The 18155-nt window shown below is 66.7% G+C and carries 16 protein-coding genes and 1 rRNA gene; 13 read left to right on the top strand and 4 right to left on the bottom strand.

The features are described from left to right. Window positions 1–81: 81 nt before the first annotated feature. The 8 genes from nuoG (at window position 82) to F8S13_20795 (ending at window position 10792) form a co-directional block, all read left to right on the top strand. Entirely contained in the window at window positions 82–2787 is a 2706-nt protein-coding gene (gene nuoG / locus F8S13_20830; GenBank protein KAB8140971.1) for an NADH-quinone oxidoreductase subunit NuoG, read from the top strand. A gap of 142 nt (window positions 2788–2929) precedes the next feature. Continuing rightward, window positions 2930–4141: an NADH-quinone oxidoreductase subunit H gene (locus F8S13_20825; protein ID KAB8140970.1), complete on the top strand. Its 1212-nt coding sequence runs from the start codon at window positions 2930–2932 to the stop codon at window positions 4139–4141. Window positions 4142–4213: 72 nt separating this feature from the next. Next, the gene (nuoI, locus tag F8S13_20820; GenBank protein KAB8140969.1) at window positions 4214–4711 is read left to right on the top strand and encodes an NADH-quinone oxidoreductase subunit NuoI; all 498 of its coding nucleotides are present in this window, start codon (window positions 4214–4216) and stop codon (window positions 4709–4711) included. Between the two features lie 56 nt (window positions 4712–4767). After that, entirely contained in the window at window positions 4768–5325 is a 558-nt protein-coding gene (locus tag F8S13_20815; protein KAB8140968.1) for an NADH-quinone oxidoreductase subunit J, read from the top strand. Window positions 5326–5329: 4 nt separating this feature from the next. After that, the gene (nuoK, locus tag F8S13_20810) at window positions 5330–5632 is read left to right on the top strand and encodes an NADH-quinone oxidoreductase subunit NuoK (GenBank protein ID KAB8140967.1); all 303 of its coding nucleotides are present in this window, start codon (window positions 5330–5332) and stop codon (window positions 5630–5632) included. Window positions 5633–5683: 51 nt separating this feature from the next. Further along, window positions 5684–7669, top strand: a complete 1986-nt coding sequence (nuoL, locus tag F8S13_20805) for an NADH-quinone oxidoreductase subunit L (GenBank protein KAB8140966.1) — start codon at window positions 5684–5686, stop codon at window positions 7667–7669. Between the two features lie 75 nt (window positions 7670–7744). After that, window positions 7745–9268, top strand: a complete 1524-nt coding sequence (locus tag F8S13_20800) for an NADH-quinone oxidoreductase subunit M (GenBank protein KAB8140965.1) — start codon at window positions 7745–7747, stop codon at window positions 9266–9268. A 24-nt stretch (window positions 9269–9292) separates the two neighbouring features. Beyond that, a complete protein-coding gene (locus F8S13_20795; protein ID KAB8140964.1) occupies window positions 9293–10792 on the top strand; it encodes an NADH-quinone oxidoreductase subunit N in 1500 nt (499 codons plus the stop codon). A gap of 76 nt (window positions 10793–10868) precedes the next feature. Here the strand turns inward: F8S13_20795 and F8S13_20790 are convergent, their stop codons facing one another. Then, window positions 10869–11312: a hypothetical protein gene (locus F8S13_20790; protein ID KAB8140963.1), complete on the bottom strand. Its 444-nt coding sequence runs from the start codon at window positions 11310–11312 to the stop codon at window positions 10869–10871. Between the two features lie 160 nt (window positions 11313–11472). Here F8S13_20790 and F8S13_20785 point away from each other — a divergent pair, with 160 nt between their 5' ends. After that, window positions 11473–12063: a hypothetical protein gene (locus tag F8S13_20785; protein KAB8140962.1), complete on the top strand. Its 591-nt coding sequence runs from the start codon at window positions 11473–11475 to the stop codon at window positions 12061–12063. Window positions 12064–12308: 245 nt separating this feature from the next. Here F8S13_20785 and F8S13_20780 read toward each other — a convergent pair whose 3' ends face one another. The 3 genes from F8S13_20780 to F8S13_20770 all read right to left on the bottom strand — a co-directional run bounded on the left by F8S13_20780 (window position 12309) and on the right by F8S13_20770 (window position 15765). Beyond that, window positions 12309–13247 carry a DMT family transporter gene (locus F8S13_20780; GenBank protein KAB8141088.1) on the bottom strand — a complete coding sequence of 313 codons (939 nt, stop codon included), beginning with the start codon at window positions 13245–13247 and terminating at the stop codon, window positions 12309–12311. 361 nt (window positions 13248–13608) lie between these two features. Next, the gene (locus F8S13_20775) at window positions 13609–14694 is read right to left on the bottom strand and encodes a M20/M25/M40 family metallo-hydrolase (protein ID KAB8140961.1); all 1086 of its coding nucleotides are present in this window, start codon (window positions 14692–14694) and stop codon (window positions 13609–13611) included. A 33-nt stretch (window positions 14695–14727) separates the two neighbouring features. Then, window positions 14728–15765 (bottom strand): phosphotransferase, encoded by a 1038-nt coding sequence (locus tag F8S13_20770; protein KAB8140960.1) that lies wholly within the window; start codon window positions 15763–15765, stop codon window positions 14728–14730. A gap of 92 nt (window positions 15766–15857) precedes the next feature. On the opposite strand from F8S13_20770, the gene F8S13_20765 reads away from it, so the two are divergent. The 4 genes from F8S13_20765 to F8S13_20750 all read left to right on the top strand — a co-directional run. Next, entirely contained in the window at window positions 15858–16658 is an 801-nt protein-coding gene (locus tag F8S13_20765) for a hypothetical protein (GenBank protein KAB8140959.1), read from the top strand. Between the two features lie 30 nt (window positions 16659–16688). Next, window positions 16689–16931 (top strand): hypothetical protein, encoded by a 243-nt coding sequence (locus tag F8S13_20760; GenBank protein ID KAB8140958.1) that lies wholly within the window; start codon window positions 16689–16691, stop codon window positions 16929–16931. A gap of 345 nt (window positions 16932–17276) precedes the next feature. Beyond that, window positions 17277–17678, top strand: coding sequence for a hypothetical protein (locus F8S13_20755; GenBank protein KAB8140957.1), 402 nt, complete (start codon window positions 17277–17279; stop codon window positions 17676–17678). A gap of 397 nt (window positions 17679–18075) precedes the next feature. After that, window positions 18076–18155, top strand: a 16S ribosomal RNA gene (locus F8S13_20750); the annotation flags it as partial.

Below are 18155 nucleotides of genomic sequence, written 5' to 3'. Positions count from 1 at the left end.
AATGACGTAGAGCGAAGCCTGCCCCGTGGGCTTCATTGTGCGTTGCTCGTCCTTCGTCAGTGCTAGAAATCGAGATACACCATGCCCGATGTAACCGTGACAATCGACGGGACCACTATCCGTGTCCCCGCTGGCACGAATATCGTGGATGCGGCCCGCCTCGGCGGGGTGGCGATCCCGGTGTTCTGCTACCACCCGAAGATGAAGCCGGTCGGCATGTGCCGCATGTGCCTCGTCGAGGTGTACACCCCCAAGGTCGACCCGGCCACCCGCCAGGTTGTGATGGGCGAGGATGGCAAGCCGGTGCTGGCCCTGATGATGAACAAGCTCCAGACTGGCTGCACAACCCCCGTCTCCGATGGCATGGTGGTGAACACCGTCTCCGACCGCGTGAAGTTCGCCCAGAAGGGCGTGCTGGAGTTCCTGCTCTCAAGCCACCCGCTGGACTGCCCGGTGTGCGATAAGGGCGGCGAGTGCCCGCTGCAGAACCTGACGATGCAGTGGGGCCCCGAGACCTCGCGCTTCGACTACAGCGACAAGATCCACTTCCAGAAGCCCATCCCGCTGAGCGAGGTGATCTACCTCGACCGCGAGCGCTGCATCCTCTGCTCGCGCTGCGTGCGCTTCGAGGACGAGATCGCCGACGACAATGTGCTGGGCTTCGACAACCGCGGTCGCAAGTGGGAGATCATCTCGAAGAGCCAGCCCGGCTTCGACTCGAAGTTCTCGGGCAACACCACCGACATCTGCCCGGTGGGCGCGCTCACCTCCGCCGACTTCCGCTTCAAATCCCGCGTCTGGGAGCTGAAATCCACCCCGCAGGTCTGCAACCTCTGCCCGGCTGGCTGCAACACATCCGCCGACACGCGCCACAACGAGCTGAAGCGCATGATGCCGCGCGAGAACGATGCGGTGAACGAGATCTGGATGTGCGACAAGGGCCGCTTCGGCCAGCGCTACAGCGAGCAGCCGGATCGCCTGACCACCCCGCTGATCAAGCGCAATGGCCAGCACGTCGCAGCGACATGGGAGGAGGCCTACGCTCTGATCGGCGAGAAGCTAGGCGGCCTGAGCGGCGCGCAGGTGGCTGGCCTGGCTGGCCCCAAGCTCTCGAACGAGGACTTCTTCTTCTTCAACCGCCTGTTCCGCGAGGTGCTGCAGTCGAGCAACCTCGACCACCGCAGCGGCGGCCCCGCCGACCTGCCGATCGATGACCAGCCGCGCCAGTTCGGCGTGGGCAAGGGCACCGACCTGAGCAAGCTGGGCAAGGGCACCGCCGTGCTGGTGCTGGGTGCCGACCCCGAGGAGGAGGCCTCGATCTACCAGCTGCGGCTGCGCGGCATCGCCCAGCGCGGCGGCGACCTGACGGTGGCCAACGGCTACCCGACCAAGCTGGAGCGCAGCGCCACCCGCAAGGTGCGCGTGCGGCCCGGCAGCGAGGCCCAGCTGGCCCTGGCGCTCATCCACGCCGTGCTGGATGAGAAGCTGACCAACGCCGAGTTTGTCACCAATCGCCTGCGCACCAACGACGACTACCGCCGCGTGCTGGGCGCGAACTCGTTCGAGAGCCTGGTGGCCGCCACCGGCCTGGCCGCCGATGTCATCCGCGCCACAGCCCGCGCCTTCGCCAGCGCCGAGAACGGCATCATCGTCTACGGGCGCACCGCCGCCGCCGACCCGGCCATCCCGCAGGCGCTGGCCGCGCTGGCCGCGCTCACCGGCAAGGTGGGCAAAGCCAACAGCGGCCTGATCGCCCTGCGCCCCGGCGGCAACTTCCGCGGCGCGCTGGACTTCGGCATCCGCCCCGACATCGCCGCAGGCGGGCTGAGCGCCGCCGAGGTCTGGAAGAACGCGGGCGGCAACGTGAAGGCGGCCTACATCGCCGCGCTCAACCCCGCCGCCGACAACCCGCAGATCGCCCAGGCGCTGCAGAACCTCCAGTTCTTGGTGGTGCAAGACCTGTACCTGACCGAGACCGCGCAGTACGCCGACGTGGTGCTGCCCGCCGCCGCGCCGATCGAGCGCGATGGCACCTACACCAACGCCGAGCGCCGCGTGCAGCGGTTCCGCCAGGCCCGCCCCACCAGCCTGCCCGCCGACTGGCAGAGCTTCCAGGCGGTCGCCCAGGCCGTGCTTGAGCGCACGCCAGTGGCCGTGGGGGCCGCTGCGCCCGCCAAGAAGGGCGGCAAGCCCACCAGCACCGTGTCCTACGATGCGGCCAAGGGCTGGGGCGCGCTGATCGCCGCCGATGTGAACGCCCAGATCGTCAGCAGCGTGCCCAGCTACGCGGGCACCAGCTACACGGCGCTCTCCAACAGCCGCGGCTCGTGGGGCCGCCAGCCCAACGAGGCCTTCTACTACGACGGCACCTCCTACGAGAACACCGAGGGCGTGGGCATCCAGCTGGCCGCCACCGCCGAAGAGGCCAAGGGCATCTTCCAGATCGGCCTAGCCCAGCCGCAGGGCGGCAGCGCCGACGCGGGCAAGCTGACGCTCATCCCGGTGGCGCGCGCCTACAGCGGCGGCAGCTGGGTGCGCGGCTCGAAGCTGGCCAGCCGCCAGGTTCCGGCCCACGTTATCCTCAGCACCGCCGACAGCGGCAGCCTGAACGTGGGCCTGGGCGAGCTGGTCACGGTCACATCCGCCGCAGGCAGCGTGACGCTGCCGGTGCAGATCGAGACCGGGCTAGACGCGGGCGCGGTGCTCATCCCCGATGTGGCGGGCGCAAACCTGGGCGCGGTGCTCACCGGCGCGCACACGGCGGTGAGCCTGGCCAAGGCGGAGTAGGAATGGCGCTGGGGGCCTGCCTTGGCCCCCAAGCGCTTCTTTTCGCGCCTGGCCGACAGGCTAGCGCCAGAAGCCATATGTGGCGGCCAGCCTCCCACACCTCACCGTGAGCGGGAGGCCCCAGAGGGCAGGAATAGAATCTATGGATTGGATCTACATTATCGTCCTGATCGTCAAGTGCATCATCATCACTCTGGGCGCGACGACGATCTTCGCCTACTTCACACTGTTCGAGCGCAAGACGCTCGCGCGGATGCAGAACCGCATCGGCCCCAACCGCGCAGGCTACATCCCGCTGCCCGGCGGGCGCAAGCTGCTCAACGGCTTTCTCCAGCCGGTGGCCGAGGCCGGCAAGCTCTTCTTCAAAGAAGATGTGGTGCCGCTGATGGCCGACAAGTGGGTCTACATCCTGGCCCCGGCCTTCGCCGTCATCCCGGCGATCATCATCTGGGCCACGCTGCCGCTGGGCTGGTGGCCCGGGCCGTGGCAGGATAACTGGCTCCAGGTGGCCGACATCGACGTGGGCGTGCTCTACATCCTGGCGGTCACCTCGCTGGGCGTGTATGGCCTGGCCATCGCGGGCTGGTCTTCCAATAGCAAGTACTCCATGCTGGGTGGCGTGCGCGCCTCGGCCCAGGTCATCTCCTACGAGCTGGCGCTGGGCCTAGCGGTGCTGGGCGTGGTGATGCAGGCGCAGTCCTTCCGCACCTCCGAGATCGTGGCGGCGCAGCAGGGCATGTGGAACATCATCCCGCAGATCCTCGGCTTCGTGATCTTCTTGGTGGCATCCACCGCCGAGGTGGTGCGCTCGCCCTTCGACCTCGTTGAGGCCGAGCAGGAGCTGGTGGGCGGCTACAACACCGAGTTCGGCTCAATGAAGTTCGCGCTGTTCTTCATGACCGAGTATATCAAGCTCGTGGCCATGAACGCGGTGTGCGCCATGCTGTTCCTAGGCGGCTGGACATTCCCCGGCCTGGAGATCGGCGGCGTGGTGGCCACCGGCCTGAACGGTGCGCTGGGCCAGATGTTCGGCCAGGCTGTGTTCGGTATCATCACCCTGGTGGTCTTCCTGCTGAAGACCTTCGCGCTCTCGTTCTTCGCCGTGTGGATCCGCGCCACCATCCCGCGCACCCGCTACGACCAGCTGATGGACCTGGGCTGGAAGGTGCTGCTGCCGCTGGCGCTGGTCAACATCGCGATCATCGCGGTGACCAACGTGGCCTTCCCCGACAATACGCTGGCCGTGGCCGGGGTGGGCTTCGTGGCGGGTATCATCGTGCTCGCCGTTGTCACCTCGCAGACCAAGTCGAGCAAGCCGAAGAGCCAGGTGACCCTGGTGCGGAAGACGAGCTAGTTACACATCACGGGTGTCGGCCAGGCCCTGCCCGCGCGGCGAGCCTGGCCGATGCCTGCCAGAGGGAAAAAGATGATTGGAGCATTCGTCAAAGGGCTGAGCACCACCTTCAAATACCTGTTCCGCAAGCCCGTCACCGTGCAGTACCCCGAGGTCAAGCGCCCCGTGCGCGAGCGATTTCGCGGGCGGCACGAGCTGAAGCGCTTCGAGAACGGCATGGAGCGCTGCATCGGCTGCGCGCTCTGCGCGGCGGCCTGCCCCGCCGACGCCATCCTGGTGGTGCCCGCCGAGAACGACCCCCAGAAGCCCAACTCGCCCGGCGAGCGCTACGCGGCGCGGTACGAGATCAACATGCTGCGCTGCATCTTCTGCGGCTACTGCGAGGATGCCTGCCCCACCAACGCGATTGTGCTGGAGCACCAGTACGAGCTGTCCTTCTTCGAGCGCGGCAGCTCGATCTACACCAAGGACATGCTGCTGATCCCCGCCGACAAGGGCCACGGCGAGATCCCGCCCATCCTTCAGCAGCTGGATCGTCGGCCTAGCCCGCCCGCCCAGATCGATTTGTAAGCGGAGAAGCCAGGAGCCAAGAGCGCGCTCTTGGCTCTTGAGTGCTGCGAGAAACTATGGAAATCGCTGTTTTTATCATCACGGCCATCATCGCGCTGATCGGGGCGGTCGCCATGCTCACCGCCCACAACGCGGTCCACAGCGCGCTGTTCCTGCTGCTGAACTTCGGCGCGATCGGCGTGCTGTACCTGCTGCTCCAGGCCCCGTTCCTCTTCATCACCCAGCTGATCATCTACGCCGGCGCGATCATCGTGCTGTTCCTGTTCGTGGTGATGCTGCTGGGGGCCGAGACCGACGAGCCGGCCAAGGATAGCACGCCCTGGCAGCGCCCCGTGGCGCTGGTGCTGGCGGCGGTGCTGCTGGTCGAGGCCATCTCGGTATTTCTGTTCCGCGTCAATGTGACCCAGGTGGCTGCGAAACCTGATTTCGCCTCGCCCGAAAATGTGGCCAAGGCCCTTTTTACCGATTACCTGTTCCCGTTCGAGATCACCTCGGTCATCCTACTGGCGGCGGTGGTGGGTGTGGTGGTGCTGAGCCGCCGCATCAGCCGCGAGCACGCCCGCGAGATCGCGCAGGAGTCGCCGGATCTCACGCAGCTTCCGGAAAGGCGGTAGGACCATGATTCCAACGCACTACGTGGTCATGCTGGCTGCGGCGCTCTTCATCATCGGCGCGCTGGGCGTGCTGATCCGCCGCAACACCCTGATCGTCTTTATGTCGATCGAGCTGATGCTTAACGCGGCCAACCTGGCGCTGGTGGCCTTCGCCCAGGCCCGGCAGGATGTCAGCGGGCAGGTGCTGGTGTTCTTTGTGATGGTGGTGGCCGCCGCCGAGGTCGCGGTCGGCCTGGCGCTGCTGGTCGCTATCTTCCAGAGCCGCAAGACGACCGATATCGACGAGGTGCGCTCGCTCAAGGGCTAGCCGCCTCGGCCGCCATGCTTTCGCAATGTGTATTTTGTTTGGGGAACCCAGATGTCTAATCTGACCTGGATCGTTCTACTGATTCCTGCATTCCCGCTGCTCGGCTTCCTGCTGAACACCTTTGTGATCCGCGAGGAGCGCACGGCGGGCCTGCTGGCCAGCACCATGACCGGGCTGGCCTTCCTCGCCACCCTGCTGGCCAGCGCTGTGCTGGCCCAGCAGCCCGAGGGCCAGCGCATCCTCGTGAACCTGTACAGCTGGTTCAGCATCGGGGATTTCAGCGTCTCGGTAGGCGTGCTGTTCGACCAGCTGACCGTGGTGATGGCGCTGCTCGTCACCGGCGTGGGCACCCTCATCCACGTCTACTCGATCGGCTACATCCACGGCGACAGCCGCGCCGTCCGCTTCTTCGCCTATCTGAACCTGTTCATCTTCATGATGCTGGTGCTGATCATGGCGAATAACATGCTGCTGCTCTTCCTCGGCTGGGAGGGCGTGGGCCTCGCCTCGTTCCTGCTGATCGGCTTCTGGTTCGAGCGCAAGTCGGTCGAGCCGGGGATCGTGCCTGCGGGCGCGGCGATCAAGGCCTTTGTGATGAACCGCGTCGGCGACGCTGGCGTCATCCTGGCCATGCTGCTGCTCTTCACGCACTTTGGCACGCTGGCCTTCTACGACGGCGGCAATGGCTTCCTAGAGAAGCTGGCCAGCTACGGCGGCAACATCGACATGGGCGCGTTCGGCAGCATGAGCGTGGTGGGCATCATCGGCCTGCTGCTGTTCGTGGGCGTCACCGGCAAGTCGGCCCAGCTGCCACTGTTCACCTGGCTGCCCGACGCTATGGCTGGCCCCACGCCGGTCTCGGCGCTCATCCACGCGGCCACCATGGTCACATCCGGCGTGTACCTGATGGCCCGCAACCGCACCCTGTTCAGCAGCATCGGCACGCTGGACAGCTGGGTGCCCGGCATGATCGTGGCCTTCGGCCTGTTCACCGTGCTGATCGGCGCGGTCAGCGCGATCGCGCAGTGGGACATCAAGCGCGTGCTGGCCTACTCCACCGTCTCGCAGCTGGGCTACATGGTGGTGGCCGCCGGTATGGGCGCGACCACCACGGCCATGTTCCACCTGCTGACCCACGGCTTCTTCAAGGCCCTGCTGTTCCTGGCCGCCGGGTCGGTCATCCACGCCACCCACGACATCCAGGACATGCGCCACATGGGCGGCCTGCGCACCAAGCTGCCGCTCACCTTCCGCGCCTTCGCGGTGGGCGGGCTGGCGCTGGCGGGTATCTTCCCCTTCGCCGGGTTCTGGTCGAAGGATGAGATCATCGCCGCCGCCTGGTTCGGCACCGCCGAGACCGGCCATGTGGGCAACCCCACGCTCGCCGTCTTCCTGATCATCGCCGCCATGCTCACGGCCTTCTACGTTGGCCGCCAGCTGGCCCTGATCTTCTGGGGCACCCAGCGCGACACCAGCTACCACCCGCACGAGAGCGGCAGCCTGATGACCACCCCGCTGATCATCCTGGCCGTGCTCACCGTGCTGGGCGGCGCGATCAACATGCCCGGCCTAGCCCCGCTGCACCACTACCTTGAGCCGGTGCTGGGCGAGGCCGCCGAGGAGTACACCCTGGGCAACGGCATCCTGGCCGTCGTCACCCTGCTGCTGTCGGCTGGCTCACTGTTTGGCGGCTGGTGGCTCTACGCCCGATCCGACTGGGCCGCGCGCATCCGCCTGGGCAAGACCGACCCGCTGTACCACTACACCGGCGACATCTGGACCGCAGCCGAGCACGGCATCGGGATCGACTGGCTCTACAGCTATGTCTTCGCCCGCCCGTACAACGGCTTCTCGGCCTGGGTGGGCGAGGTGTTCGACCAGCAGGGCATCCAGGGCGTGCTAGTGGAGGGCCTGGGCAAGCTGGTCGGCGCGCTGTCGCGCGGCTTCCGCTCGCTCCAGAGCGGTATGATCCGCAACTATGTGTTGGTGTTCTTCGGCGGCGTTGTGCTGCTGCTGGGGTACTTTGTGCTTCGGTAGACATTCGGCATGCAGCAGGCGGCAGCATGCCGTTTTGCGCAGCGCTGGGCGCTGCATGCCGAACAGGAGTAGGTTGTGATTGGTCTCCCACTTATCTCGCTGGCGCTCTGGCTGCCGCTCGTCGGCGCGCTCGCGCTGCTGTTTCTGCCCAAGGAGCAGCCCCAGCTGGCACGCACGGTCGCGCTGGTCTTCGGCTTTGTCACGCTGGTGATCGCCGTGGTGGCCGCCGCGCTCTTCGACAGGAGCGCCCCCGGCTTCCAGATGATCGACGCGTTCGACTGGATCCCAGGCCTCGGCATCCGCTACGCGGTCTCGCTCGACGGCGTGAGCATCTGGTTCTTCCTGCTGGCGGCGCTGCTCACCCCGGTGGCGCAGCTGGCCTCCGGCGCGTTCATCCAGCGCGATGTGCGCGGCTTCCAGGCCCTGCTGCTGGCGCTGGAGTTCTCGGTGCTGGGCACCTTCGTGGCCCAGGACATGTTCCTGTTCTACATCTTCTTTGAGCTGACGCTGGTGCCCACCGCGCTGCTGATTGGCCGCTGGGGCGGCGAGCAGCGCGTGAAGGCCGCCACCCAGTTCTTCCTCTACAACTTCGGCGCGTCGCTGTTCATGCTGGTGGCCATGATCGGCCTCTACCTGACGCACGCCGCCCAGACAGGCCTGGCCACCGGCGACATCGCCGTGCTGATCGACAGCGTCGCCACCGGCAAGCTCAGCCTCGACACCACCATGGCGCGGCTGCTGTTCGGCGGGTTCTTTATCGCCTTCGCGGTGAAGATGCCGCTGTGGCCGTTCCACACCTGGCTGCCGCTGGCCCACGCCGAGGCCACCGACGACGGCTCGATCGACATCCTGGGCCTGCTGCAGAAGACCGGCGGCTACGGCCTCATCCGCTTCGCCGTGCAGCTGCTGCCTGCGGCCACCGCCTGGGCCGCGCCTGCGGTGGGCGTGCTGGCCGTGATCAGCATCCTCTACGGCGCGGTGGCGGCCTACGCCCAGCGCGACATCAAGCGCGTGCTGGCCTACTCCACCGTCAGCCACATGGGATTCGCCATGCTCGGCATCTTCGCCATGAACGCCCTGGGCATCACCGGCGCGATCACCATGATGCTGGCATCCGGCCTGGCCACCGGCGCGCTCTTCCTGGTGAGCGCCGCCATCGTGGCGCGGCGCGGCACCCGCGACGTGAAGCAGCTGGGCGGCCTGTGGCTGCCCGCCCCCATCCTCGGCGGGCTGGCGCTCACAGCGGTGTTCGGCTCGATCGGCCTGCCCGGCCTGATGGGCTTCGCGGGCGAGTTCACCGTGATGCAGGGCACCTGGACATCCAGCGCGCTCGGCCCGGCCTACATCATCGTGGGCGTGATCGGCGTCATCCTGGCGGCGGCCTACCTGCTCACCATGTTCCGCCGCGTGTTCATGGGCGAGCTTCGCCCCGCCAACGAGGGCTTCACCGACCTCACCGGGCGCGAGATCGCGCTGCTGGGCGCGCTGGTGGCCCTGGTGGTGATCATCGGCATCTACCCCAACATGGTGTTCGCGCCGATGCAGGCCACCCTTCAGCAGATCGCATCTGGCGTCTCTCAGGCGCTAGCATTGAAATAAGACGGCCAGCGAGCGAGAAGCATTATGTCAGAAAAACTCCCACTTCCCCTGTTTGAAAACATCGGCGTGGTGCTGCCGATGGCCATCGCCTTCGGCTGGGCGATCATCCTGCTGGTGATCGACCTGTTCGTGGCGGACAAGCGGGCCGTCGGCTGGCTGGCCGTGCTGGGCCTGGCCGCATCCGCCGTGGCGGCGATCATCCAGCCCACTGGCACCGAGGGCACCTTCCTCAACGCCGAGAGCAGAGCGCCCATGATCGGCCTCGACCCCTTCGCCCAGGGCATCGTGCTGGTGGCGCTGGGCGTGGCGATCATCACCGTGCTGCTGGCGCTAGAGTACCTGCCCCGCCAGGGCATCGAGCGCGGCGAGTTCTACCCGCTGGTGATGCTGGCCACCGGCGCGATCATGCTGCTGGCCCAGGGCCAGGATCTGATCGCGCTGTTCCTGGGGCTGGAGCTGCTGTCGATCATCCTCTACATCCTCGCTGGCTTCGCCCACGCGCGGGTGGCCTCCGAGGAGGCGGCGATCAAGTACCTGATCTTCGGCGGCTTCGCCACCGGCTTTCTGGTCTTCGCCATCGCCCTGATCTACGGCGCGACCGGCAAATCGAGCCTGGGCGAGATCGCCGCCGCCAGCGCGCTGCCGACCTTCACCGCCAGCGACAACCTGCTGCTGCTGATCGGCATCGGCCTGCTGATCGTGGGCTTCGGCTACAAGGTCTCCATGGCCCCCTTCCACATGTGGACGCCCGATGTCTACGAGGGCTCGCCCACGCCGGTCACCGCCTTCATGTCGGTCGCCGTCAAGGCGGGCGCGTTTGCGGCGCTGGCCCGGCTGCTGGTCTTCGCCTTCGGGGCGCAGGCCGCCGTGTGGCTGCCCATCCTGGCCATCACCGCCGCGCTCACCATGCTGGCGGGCAACATCGGCGCGGTGGTGCAGACCAACGTCAAGCGCATGCTGGCCTACTCCAGCGTGGGCCATGCTGGCTACATCCTGCTAGGCGTGATCGGCGCTGGCGCGACCGCCGCCAACCGCGAGCTGGGCCTGCAGAGCGTGGTCTTCTACCTCGTCACCTACGCGCTCTCCAACATGGCCGCCTTCGGCGTGCTGATCGCGCTAGAGCGCCGCGGCGAGGCCGCCTGGAGCCTGGATGACCTCTCGGGCCTGTTTGGCCGCTCGCCCTGGCTGGCCACGGCCATGACTCTGGCCATGCTCTCGCTGGCGGGCGTGCCGCTCACCGCAGGCTTCGTGGGCAAGCTCTACGTGTTCTCGGCGGTCTGGTCGGGCGGCCTCGGCTGGCTCACCCTGATCGGCGTGGCCACCTCGGCGATCTCGGCCTTCTTTTACCTGCGCGTCATCCTGCGTATGTTCACCAGCGAGCCATCGCGCGAGGTGCAGACCTTCACCGGCACCGGCCTGCGCGTCGCCCTGGTGGTGGCCGCCGTCGGCATCCTGCTGGTGGGCGTGCTGCCCGGCCTGGTGGTCAGCTTTGTGCAGCACGGCGGCGTGGCCCTGGGCCTCTAGCTCCCACCCTACAGCACACAGCAAAACCGCGCGCCCAGCTGGGCGCGCGGTTTTGCTATACCCTCTGTTGGGCGGCCTACTTGTGGCCGGTGGCCGTGTAGATCACTACGCCGCTGCCGCCGTACTTCGAGGCATCGATCGCCCCCACCACCATCGAGGTGCCGCTATGCTCGTAGCCCTCGATCAGGATACCCTGCGCCGCATCCAGCCCCGGCGAGCGCATCGAGCGCGTCCAGCCGTTCTGGTCCTTGAACTTCGCCTCATAGTACGCCTGCACCGCCTCCAGCGAATCGGTGGTGGTGTAGACCTTCTGCTCCAGCGACTCGGCCTTGATGCCGCGCTCGGTCATCGAGGCCGGCACCGTATTGCGCCAGGATGTGATCAGCGTGTCAACAGTCGATGCGCCCGTGGTCTCGACCACCTTGCTATTCGGCGGCACCGCCACCGTCAGATCGGCAGCGCCACCGCAGGCGGTCAGAACCAGCGCAACACACAGCATCGGAAAAAACGCACGTCGCATCGGAAACCTTCTGTCTAAAAACCTTATACATCGCCTCAGATGCCGATAGTGTACCATATCTTGCCCATGGCCCCGCGCTCAATCCACCTTGCCTGACGGCCCCAGAAGAAGAAATTTCAGCCCGCCTCCTGCGCACCGCACTACCGCCCTGGTGGTGATCATGGCCAGCAAAACCCCAGCGGCACCTTCGCCGGATGGGCTAGGTGGATGGAAAGCCCTCGTTGAGCGCTCACCCGCCTTCCTCAAGCGCTCACCCGCCTTCCTCAAGCGCTCACCCGCCTTCCTCAAGCGTTCACCCACCTTCGTCAAGCGTTCACCCACCTTCGTCAAGCGCTCACCCGCCTTTGTCGACCGCTCACCCGCCTTTGTCGACCGCTCACCCGCCTTCGTCAAGCGCTCACCCGCCTTCGTCGACCGCTCACCCGCCTTCGTCGACCGCTCACCCGCCTTCGTCGACCGCTCACCCGCCTTCGTCAAGCGCTCACCCGCCTTCGTCGACCGCTCGCCCACTTCACCCACCCAGCCCATGCGGCGAAGATGTCGCTTGTGTATTGATGGCCATATGCACGAACATCAGCAGCCAGCTTTCAGCACAGGAACACTCAAAATTGAGGGTTCGAAGGGGGTCACACCCCCTCGCGGGGTTACTAGGGGCTGGCCCCTAGTCGCCGCCCGCGCAGGGCATCCACCCACCAAACAAGCACCACCGCCATCACTGATGACAAACCCGTCAAAACGTGACGCCATGTGAGGGCTGGCCCCTAGTCGCCGCCCGCGCAGGGCATCCACCCACCAAACAAGCACCACCGCCATCACTGATGACAAACCCGTCAAAACGTGACGCCATGTGAGGGCTGGCCCCTAGGCACCGCCTGCGCAGGGCATCCACCCACCAAACACAAGCAGCCATCATCATCGAGGCCGCAGCCGGTCGGCCCGACCGCGCAACCCACAAAGCATCGCCTATGGTCGGGCCGACGCAGGAAAGCAAAAAAGCTACCCCCCAGAAGCCGACCGCGCCGCCCGCTGCGGCCCAGCCTCGCGCCACGAAAGCAGCCCAATCGCCGCCAGCAGCAGCATCGCCCCCAGGCCGCCCGCCGCGCTCAGGCGCTCGCCGAACATCGCCCAGGCCAGCGCCGCCGCCGTCAGCGGCTCGATCAGCGTGATCACGCTGGCCGCCGTGGCGCGCACCCCGCGTATGCCGAAGAAGAACAGCACATAGCCCAGCGCCGTCGGCAGCAGCCCCAGGTGCAGCAGCAGCCCCCAGGCCAGCGGCGGCAGATCCACCACCAGCCCCTGGGCCAGCGCACAGGGCAGCAGCAGCAGCGCGCCGAACCCAAACCCGAACGCCACCGGCTGGATGGGGTGGTAGCGCCCCGCCTGCGCCCGCCCGATCAGCGCGATGCCCGCGTAGCCGACCGCCGAGCCGACCGCCAGCGCCACACCCAGCAGCACCGCCCCCGGCTCGCTGGGCAGGCCAGCCCCGCCGCCCGCCAGCAGCGCGGTGCCGCCCAGCGCGCAGGCCAGCGCCAGCACCACCCTGCGCGTCAGCGGCTCGCCGAACAGCCACACGCTAGCCAGCGCCACCACCACCGGCGCGACGCACAGCGTCACCACCACCGCGATCGACACCCCCACAAACGGGATGGCCGAGAACAGGCACACCTGGTAGGCCGCCGTCAGCGCCCCGATGCCCGCAAACAGCCACCAGTCGCGCCGCCGCACCGCGAACATCCGCCGCCCCAGCAGCAGCCAGCCAGCCGCCAGCAGCACCGGCGCGGCGATCGCCAGCCGAAAGAAGCCCACCGTCAGCGCGTTGGCCTGCGACATCCCGTAGATCAGCTGGGTCGCCACGCCCACCGTCCCCCACATCGCCGAGGCCAGCACAATCATCAGCACGCCAGCCCCCACCGAGGCCCGCGCCGCAGGTCGCATATTGGATCGCATAGGTTTTCTCCCCTGTCGTTGGTAGCACAACACACCGCGCAGCACGCGCGGCCACATGTCAGCAGCGAACATCAGACAGGGGCACGCCGAGGCACGGGTCAGCAACCCGCGCAGGTCAGGGGGCACCTGCCGCCGCTAGGCGACAGCTGGAGGGGGAAGCGGGCCGTGGATCATCGGGGGCATGGGTGGTCTCTCGGCTAGTGGCGAGCACAGCGCCCGCGCTCTCCCATTGTACACGAGAAAAGCGAGGTGAGGAATACTGCTCAAAAAAAGACCAAGGCTCCAGAAATGTGGAGCCTTGGAATCAAGAATCTTGGAGTCTTGGAGCCTTGGTGGTAAACCTGCCTTGCTAGAACGTGCGGGCGAAGGCAGCCAGCGCGTGGTAGAGCTGCACAAGGCTGTCGATCTCCACCCACTCCTCATCGGAGTGCAGACCGTAGCCCACCGGCCCCAGGCACACGGCGGGCGTGCCCTTCGCGCTGTAGAAGCGAGCGTCGGTCGAGAAGTGCTCGCGGTAGAACCCGGCGGGCTTGCCCGTGACACCCTCCACCGCCGCCGCCAGCCGCTGCACCAGCGGGTGGTCGGGCGCGGTATCCAGCGGCGGGCCGCTGCGCACCAGCCGCACCTCGGCGGTGGGGAAGCACTCTTGGAGCGCCGCCACCACCTGCTCGGGGGTCTCGTCGGGGATATGGCGCACATCCAGCGTCAGCAGCACGCGCTCGGGCAGGCGGTTGCTGGCCTCGCCGCCCTGGATGAGGGTTGGCACCGAGGTGGTGAGCCAGGCCGCCTCGTCGGGGGTGGGGTAGCGCCGCTCCATGGCCACCAGGCCATCGCGCAGCTCGGCCAGGGCATTTGCGCCCGCCCAGGGCCGCGAGCCGTGCGCGGGTGTGCCGTGCAGCTCCACCTCCACCCACAGCACACCCTTGTGGGCGTAGCAGATCTCCAGGTCGGTCGGCTCGGCGGCCAGGAAAAACTGGCAGTCCCAGCCCTGCGCGGCCAGCGTGCCCGTGCCAAAGTCCCCGCCGATCTCCTCGTCACTCACAAACTGGAAACCCACATCGGGGCGCTCGGGCAGCGCCGCCAGGTCGCGCAGCAGCCGCAGCAGCACCGCGCCCGAGCCCTTCATGTCCTGGCTGGCACGACCGTAGATCCGGCCATCGCGCAGCTCGGGCGTGAACTGCGCCGGGCGCCCGGGCACCACATCGAGGTGCGCGTTCAGGAACAGCGCGGGCGTCTTGGTGTCGCGCAGCGTGGCTACCAGGTGCGGCTTGCCGCCATACTCGCCTCGGTGCAGAAACACGCCGGGGATGGCGCGGGCGTACTCCTCGGCATAGTCGATCGCCGCACGCAGCTGCTCGGGGCTATCGGCCACCGACGGGATCAGCATCAGGTCGCAGGTCAGCCGCACCAGATCATCGTGTAGTTCGGAAGCCATACCTTCTCCTCGAAGGCGGGCCACGGTGGCCCGCTAGACCTCAACATAGATCGGATTCGTGTACACCCAGGCGCGGCCACGGCGGTAGGCCTCCAGGCGGTACACGCCCGCCTGCGTCACGGTGTGGCGCAGCAGGCGCAGGCCGCGCGCCGCCACTCGGCCATTGTAGATCAGCTGCACATCGGCGTCGCAGCCCATGTCGGCGTGGAAGGTCAGCGGCAGATCGCGCCGTGTAGCCGTATCGCCCATCATAAAGCGCCTGCCGCCGTACTCGGCGTAGAACGACAGCGATGGGCACTCGCCCAGCAGGCGGTTGGCGAAGTACAGCCGCCCCTCGCCGATCGCCTGGTAGATCTGGGCCTTGGCCCGCGCCGCATCCGGCGAGAGCGGGTCGCGCAGCACCACATAGTTGGTCAGCGTGCCGAAGATCCAGCGGTAGGGCAGCACCGTCACCTCGCCCCAGGGGGCCTGGCGCTTAAACGCGTGGGCATCCACGCCCGCCACGCCGAAGGTGCGCTTCCCGCTCTGGTTCAGCTGATCCCACCAGTCGAGCGTGGCTGGGGTTGGCCCGCTGATCCCCAGGCGCGGCATCAGCACCATGGGGATCTGGTTCCACTCAGTCAGCTGCTCGCCCCAGTCGCTCATGGCATTCCACAGCTCGATGCCAAACGGCCTGCCGCCGCGCTGCGTCGGCCCATCGATCTGCCAGTCATCCCAGCGGTAGATATCCTTGAACTTGCTCTTGACGACCTCATCGGGGTGCGCGATGATACCGAAGCCACCCTGCTGGTACACCACGTCGATAAACTGCTGCGGCGGAAGTGTTCTATCCACCACCGCATCCAGGTTCAGCGCCAGGAAATGGTTGCGATCCGGCGTGATCTCATGCTCGACCAAGGTCAGCACCTCGTGGTGCCAGCCCTGCTCGGGCCGCCCAGCCAGCGTGTCGTGGTCGGTGATGATGATCCAGCGCAGGCCTGCCTCGCGGGCCGCCTGCACCAGATCGGCGACCGTGCCCGTGCCATCCGAGTGGATGGTGTGCATGTGCAGCGCGCCAGGGTAGCAGTACATAGGCACCCGAGCTTCTTTTCAGTTCGTCTGATCAGGTTGCCCTAGTATAGCAGCACTTTGGCCGATTGTTAACAGAGACACCGGGGGTCACCATGCTCCTCGAAGATTTTCGCGCGCCGCCGCAGCGCCGCTGGCGCAGCACCGCCGTGGGCGGGGGCCACCTCGCCATCCTGCCGCACGGCCTGCGCCTGCTCACCTTGGGGGCCAGCCCGCGCGCCTACAGCGATGCCCAGATCGACGATTACGCCCAGCTGCGGCGGCGCGATTTCCCCTGGCGTCCGCCGCTCACGCTCACGCTGCGCGCCAGGGCCAGCGGCCCGCTGCTGGGCACAGCGGGCTTCGGGTTCTGGAACAACCCCTTCTCGCCGCTGGGCGGCGCGCCCGCGCTCCCGGCGGCGCTGTGGTTCTTCCACGCCTCGCCGCCGTCCGACATGCCGCTGGCCCAGGGCGTGGCAGGCCAGGGCTGGAAGTGCGCCGCGCTCGACGCCACCACCGCCCGCGCCATGCGCTGGGCCGCGCTGGCCCCCGCCGCCATGCTGCTCTGCCGCTCGCCGCGCCTGCGCCAGCGCATCTGGCCACCCATCCAGCGCGATCTGGCCATCAGCGAGCGCCCTATAGCCGCGCCCAGCGACCAGTGGCGCACCTACAGCATCCAGTGGGGTCTGGGCAGCGCCCGCTTCCTCTGCGATGGCCAGCTGCTGCACCAGGCTGACCAAGCGCCGCGCGGCCCGCTCGGCTTCGTGGCCTGGGTCGACAACCAGTGGGCCGTCGCCACGCCCTGGGGGCGCTTCGGCTGGGGGCTGCTAGATGCTCCCGCGCCGCAGTGGCTCGACCTGGCCCACATCCGCATTCAGCCCCACGACCAGCAGCCATGGCACAGCAGTTGCTCTTGATCGCCCAGGTAGGCAAGGAAGGAGCGAACCATGATCCGCTGCCCCAAGTGCGACAACGAAACCCGCACCACCAAGCTCGTAACCGCCATGGGCGATGTGTTCGTGGCAGGCACCATCGGAACCGACCCGCAGCCGATCAGCGCGCAGGTCTGTTCGGCGTGCGGCTACGTCGAGCTCTACGCTCCCCAGACATTCGAGCAGCCAGAGAAGCCGCTGAGCGAAAGCGAGGTCATCGAGATCGCGCCCGCCGCTGGCACAGTTCCTGCTATCTAAGAGCAGCATATCGGCACACTACCCAAGGAGAACATGGCCATGGCACTCTTTCTTCTATCGGTCGCTATCGGTCTTGTGATCGGGATTCTCTCGCTCTGGCTGCTCCATAGCTGGGAGCCGAAGCTCCCGCAGAACCCAGCGAGCTACCCAAAGCGTCACATATAAGAATACGCAGACGCTGCCGCATCCACGGCAGCGTCTACACTTATGTCGCGCTAGGCGCTGCCAAACATTTGGCAGCGCCTACTTTTATGACATCGTGAAAAAAGCCTGGATCTAGCATCCAGCAACGCTATCAGGTATACTATCTGCACACCTTTTGATTCAATAAGGAGCGCTGCTCGGATGCTTGAAGAACAACCTATCCCACCTGGGGCCGATATCAGCTGGCTGCAAGATCAGCTGGTCGAATGTCACAAGACCATCCGCACCCTGCTGCGCCAGCTCAGCAAAGAGCAGGCCCGCCACGCCGAGACCCAGCGCGCCTACCAGCTGACGGTGGCAAATCTGCTTGAGGCCACCCGCGAGAGCAGCAAGATCGCCCGCGAGCGCGACGAGTGGAAGGCCCAGGCCCAAAACGGCACCCGCACCATCAGCATCAGCAATCTGCCCCTCCGCCTCTCCGCCGAGGAGGCCAGCGCGGTGCGCAAGGCCATGGCCCGCCTGCACCACCCCGATGTCGGCGGCGACCCCGAGCGCATGAAGCTCTGGAACAGCCTGCTCGACCCGCTAGAGCAAGCCGCCTAGCGCCCGCCTTACGCCCATTTGACAAAAAGCGGGGTGGGTGCTATAGTACGCCCCGTTGCGAGCGGCGCCGCCGCCCGGAACCCGAACAACTGAAACCGTCTCGAACCGCTCCGGCGAGTCGATTTGACAAAATCGCTCGGCGGTGGTACGATACACAGGTTGCTCAATCAACACCCGCGACCATCTGAAGGTCTCGCCCTCGCGGCAGACCCAACAGCTACAGAGTTTCTGGCTCGACAATTTGCACCCTCGGGTGCCAGGGGTTGAGGTTCACCCTCAATCGCCTGGTTTTTTATCGCCAAGACTCGGTCGCCTTGCACCTGTACAACTGAATCGTGATGATGAGGTGAGCCAAAACTATCGCCCGTCCTGGGTGGCACAGCAGTGCTACACCAGCGATGAAGAGTTTGATCCTGGCTCAGGACGAACGCTGGCGGCGTGCCTAATGCATGCAAGTCGCACGCGGTGCCTTCGGGC

Source organism: Chloroflexia bacterium SDU3-3 (genome assembly GCA_009268125.1).
Lineage (GTDB): Bacteria > Chloroflexota > Chloroflexia > Chloroflexales > Roseiflexaceae > SDU3-3.
This window is presented reverse-complemented; position numbering and strand designations above follow the sequence as displayed.

What these genes read in the sequence shown, in the direction of transcription:
- nuoK (KAB8140967.1), top strand. Translation starts at nt 5,330, where the DNA reads ATGATTCCAACGCACTACGTGGTCATGCTGGCTGCGGCGCTCTTCATC.
- F8S13_20790 (KAB8140963.1), bottom strand. Translation starts at nt 11,312, where the DNA reads ATGCGACGTGCGTTTTTTCCGATGCTGTGTGTTGCGCTGGTTCTGACC.
- nuoL (KAB8140966.1), top strand. Translation starts at nt 5,684, where the DNA reads ATGTCTAATCTGACCTGGATCGTTCTACTGATTCCTGCATTCCCGCTG.
- F8S13_20785 (KAB8140962.1), top strand. Translation starts at nt 11,473, where the DNA reads ATGGCCAGCAAAACCCCAGCGGCACCTTCGCCGGATGGGCTAGGTGGA.
- F8S13_20825 (KAB8140970.1), top strand. Translation starts at nt 2,930, where the DNA reads ATGGATTGGATCTACATTATCGTCCTGATCGTCAAGTGCATCATCATC.
- F8S13_20780 (KAB8141088.1), bottom strand. Translation starts at nt 13,247, where the DNA reads ATGCGACCTGCGGCGCGGGCCTCGGTGGGGGCTGGCGTGCTGATGATT.
- F8S13_20795 (KAB8140964.1), top strand. Translation starts at nt 9,293, where the DNA reads ATGTCAGAAAAACTCCCACTTCCCCTGTTTGAAAACATCGGCGTGGTG.
- nuoI (KAB8140969.1), top strand. Translation starts at nt 4,214, where the DNA reads ATGATTGGAGCATTCGTCAAAGGGCTGAGCACCACCTTCAAATACCTG.
- F8S13_20760 (KAB8140958.1), top strand. Translation starts at nt 16,689, where the DNA reads ATGATCCGCTGCCCCAAGTGCGACAACGAAACCCGCACCACCAAGCTC.
- F8S13_20770 (KAB8140960.1), bottom strand. Translation starts at nt 15,765, where the DNA reads ATGTACTGCTACCCTGGCGCGCTGCACATGCACACCATCCACTCGGAT.
- F8S13_20815 (KAB8140968.1), top strand. Translation starts at nt 4,768, where the DNA reads ATGGAAATCGCTGTTTTTATCATCACGGCCATCATCGCGCTGATCGGG.
- nuoG (KAB8140971.1), top strand. Translation starts at nt 82, where the DNA reads ATGCCCGATGTAACCGTGACAATCGACGGGACCACTATCCGTGTCCCC.
- F8S13_20775 (KAB8140961.1), bottom strand. Translation starts at nt 14,694, where the DNA reads ATGGCTTCCGAACTACACGATGATCTGGTGCGGCTGACCTGCGACCTG.
- F8S13_20765 (KAB8140959.1), top strand. Translation starts at nt 15,858, where the DNA reads ATGCTCCTCGAAGATTTTCGCGCGCCGCCGCAGCGCCGCTGGCGCAGC.
- F8S13_20755 (KAB8140957.1), top strand. Translation starts at nt 17,277, where the DNA reads ATGCTTGAAGAACAACCTATCCCACCTGGGGCCGATATCAGCTGGCTG.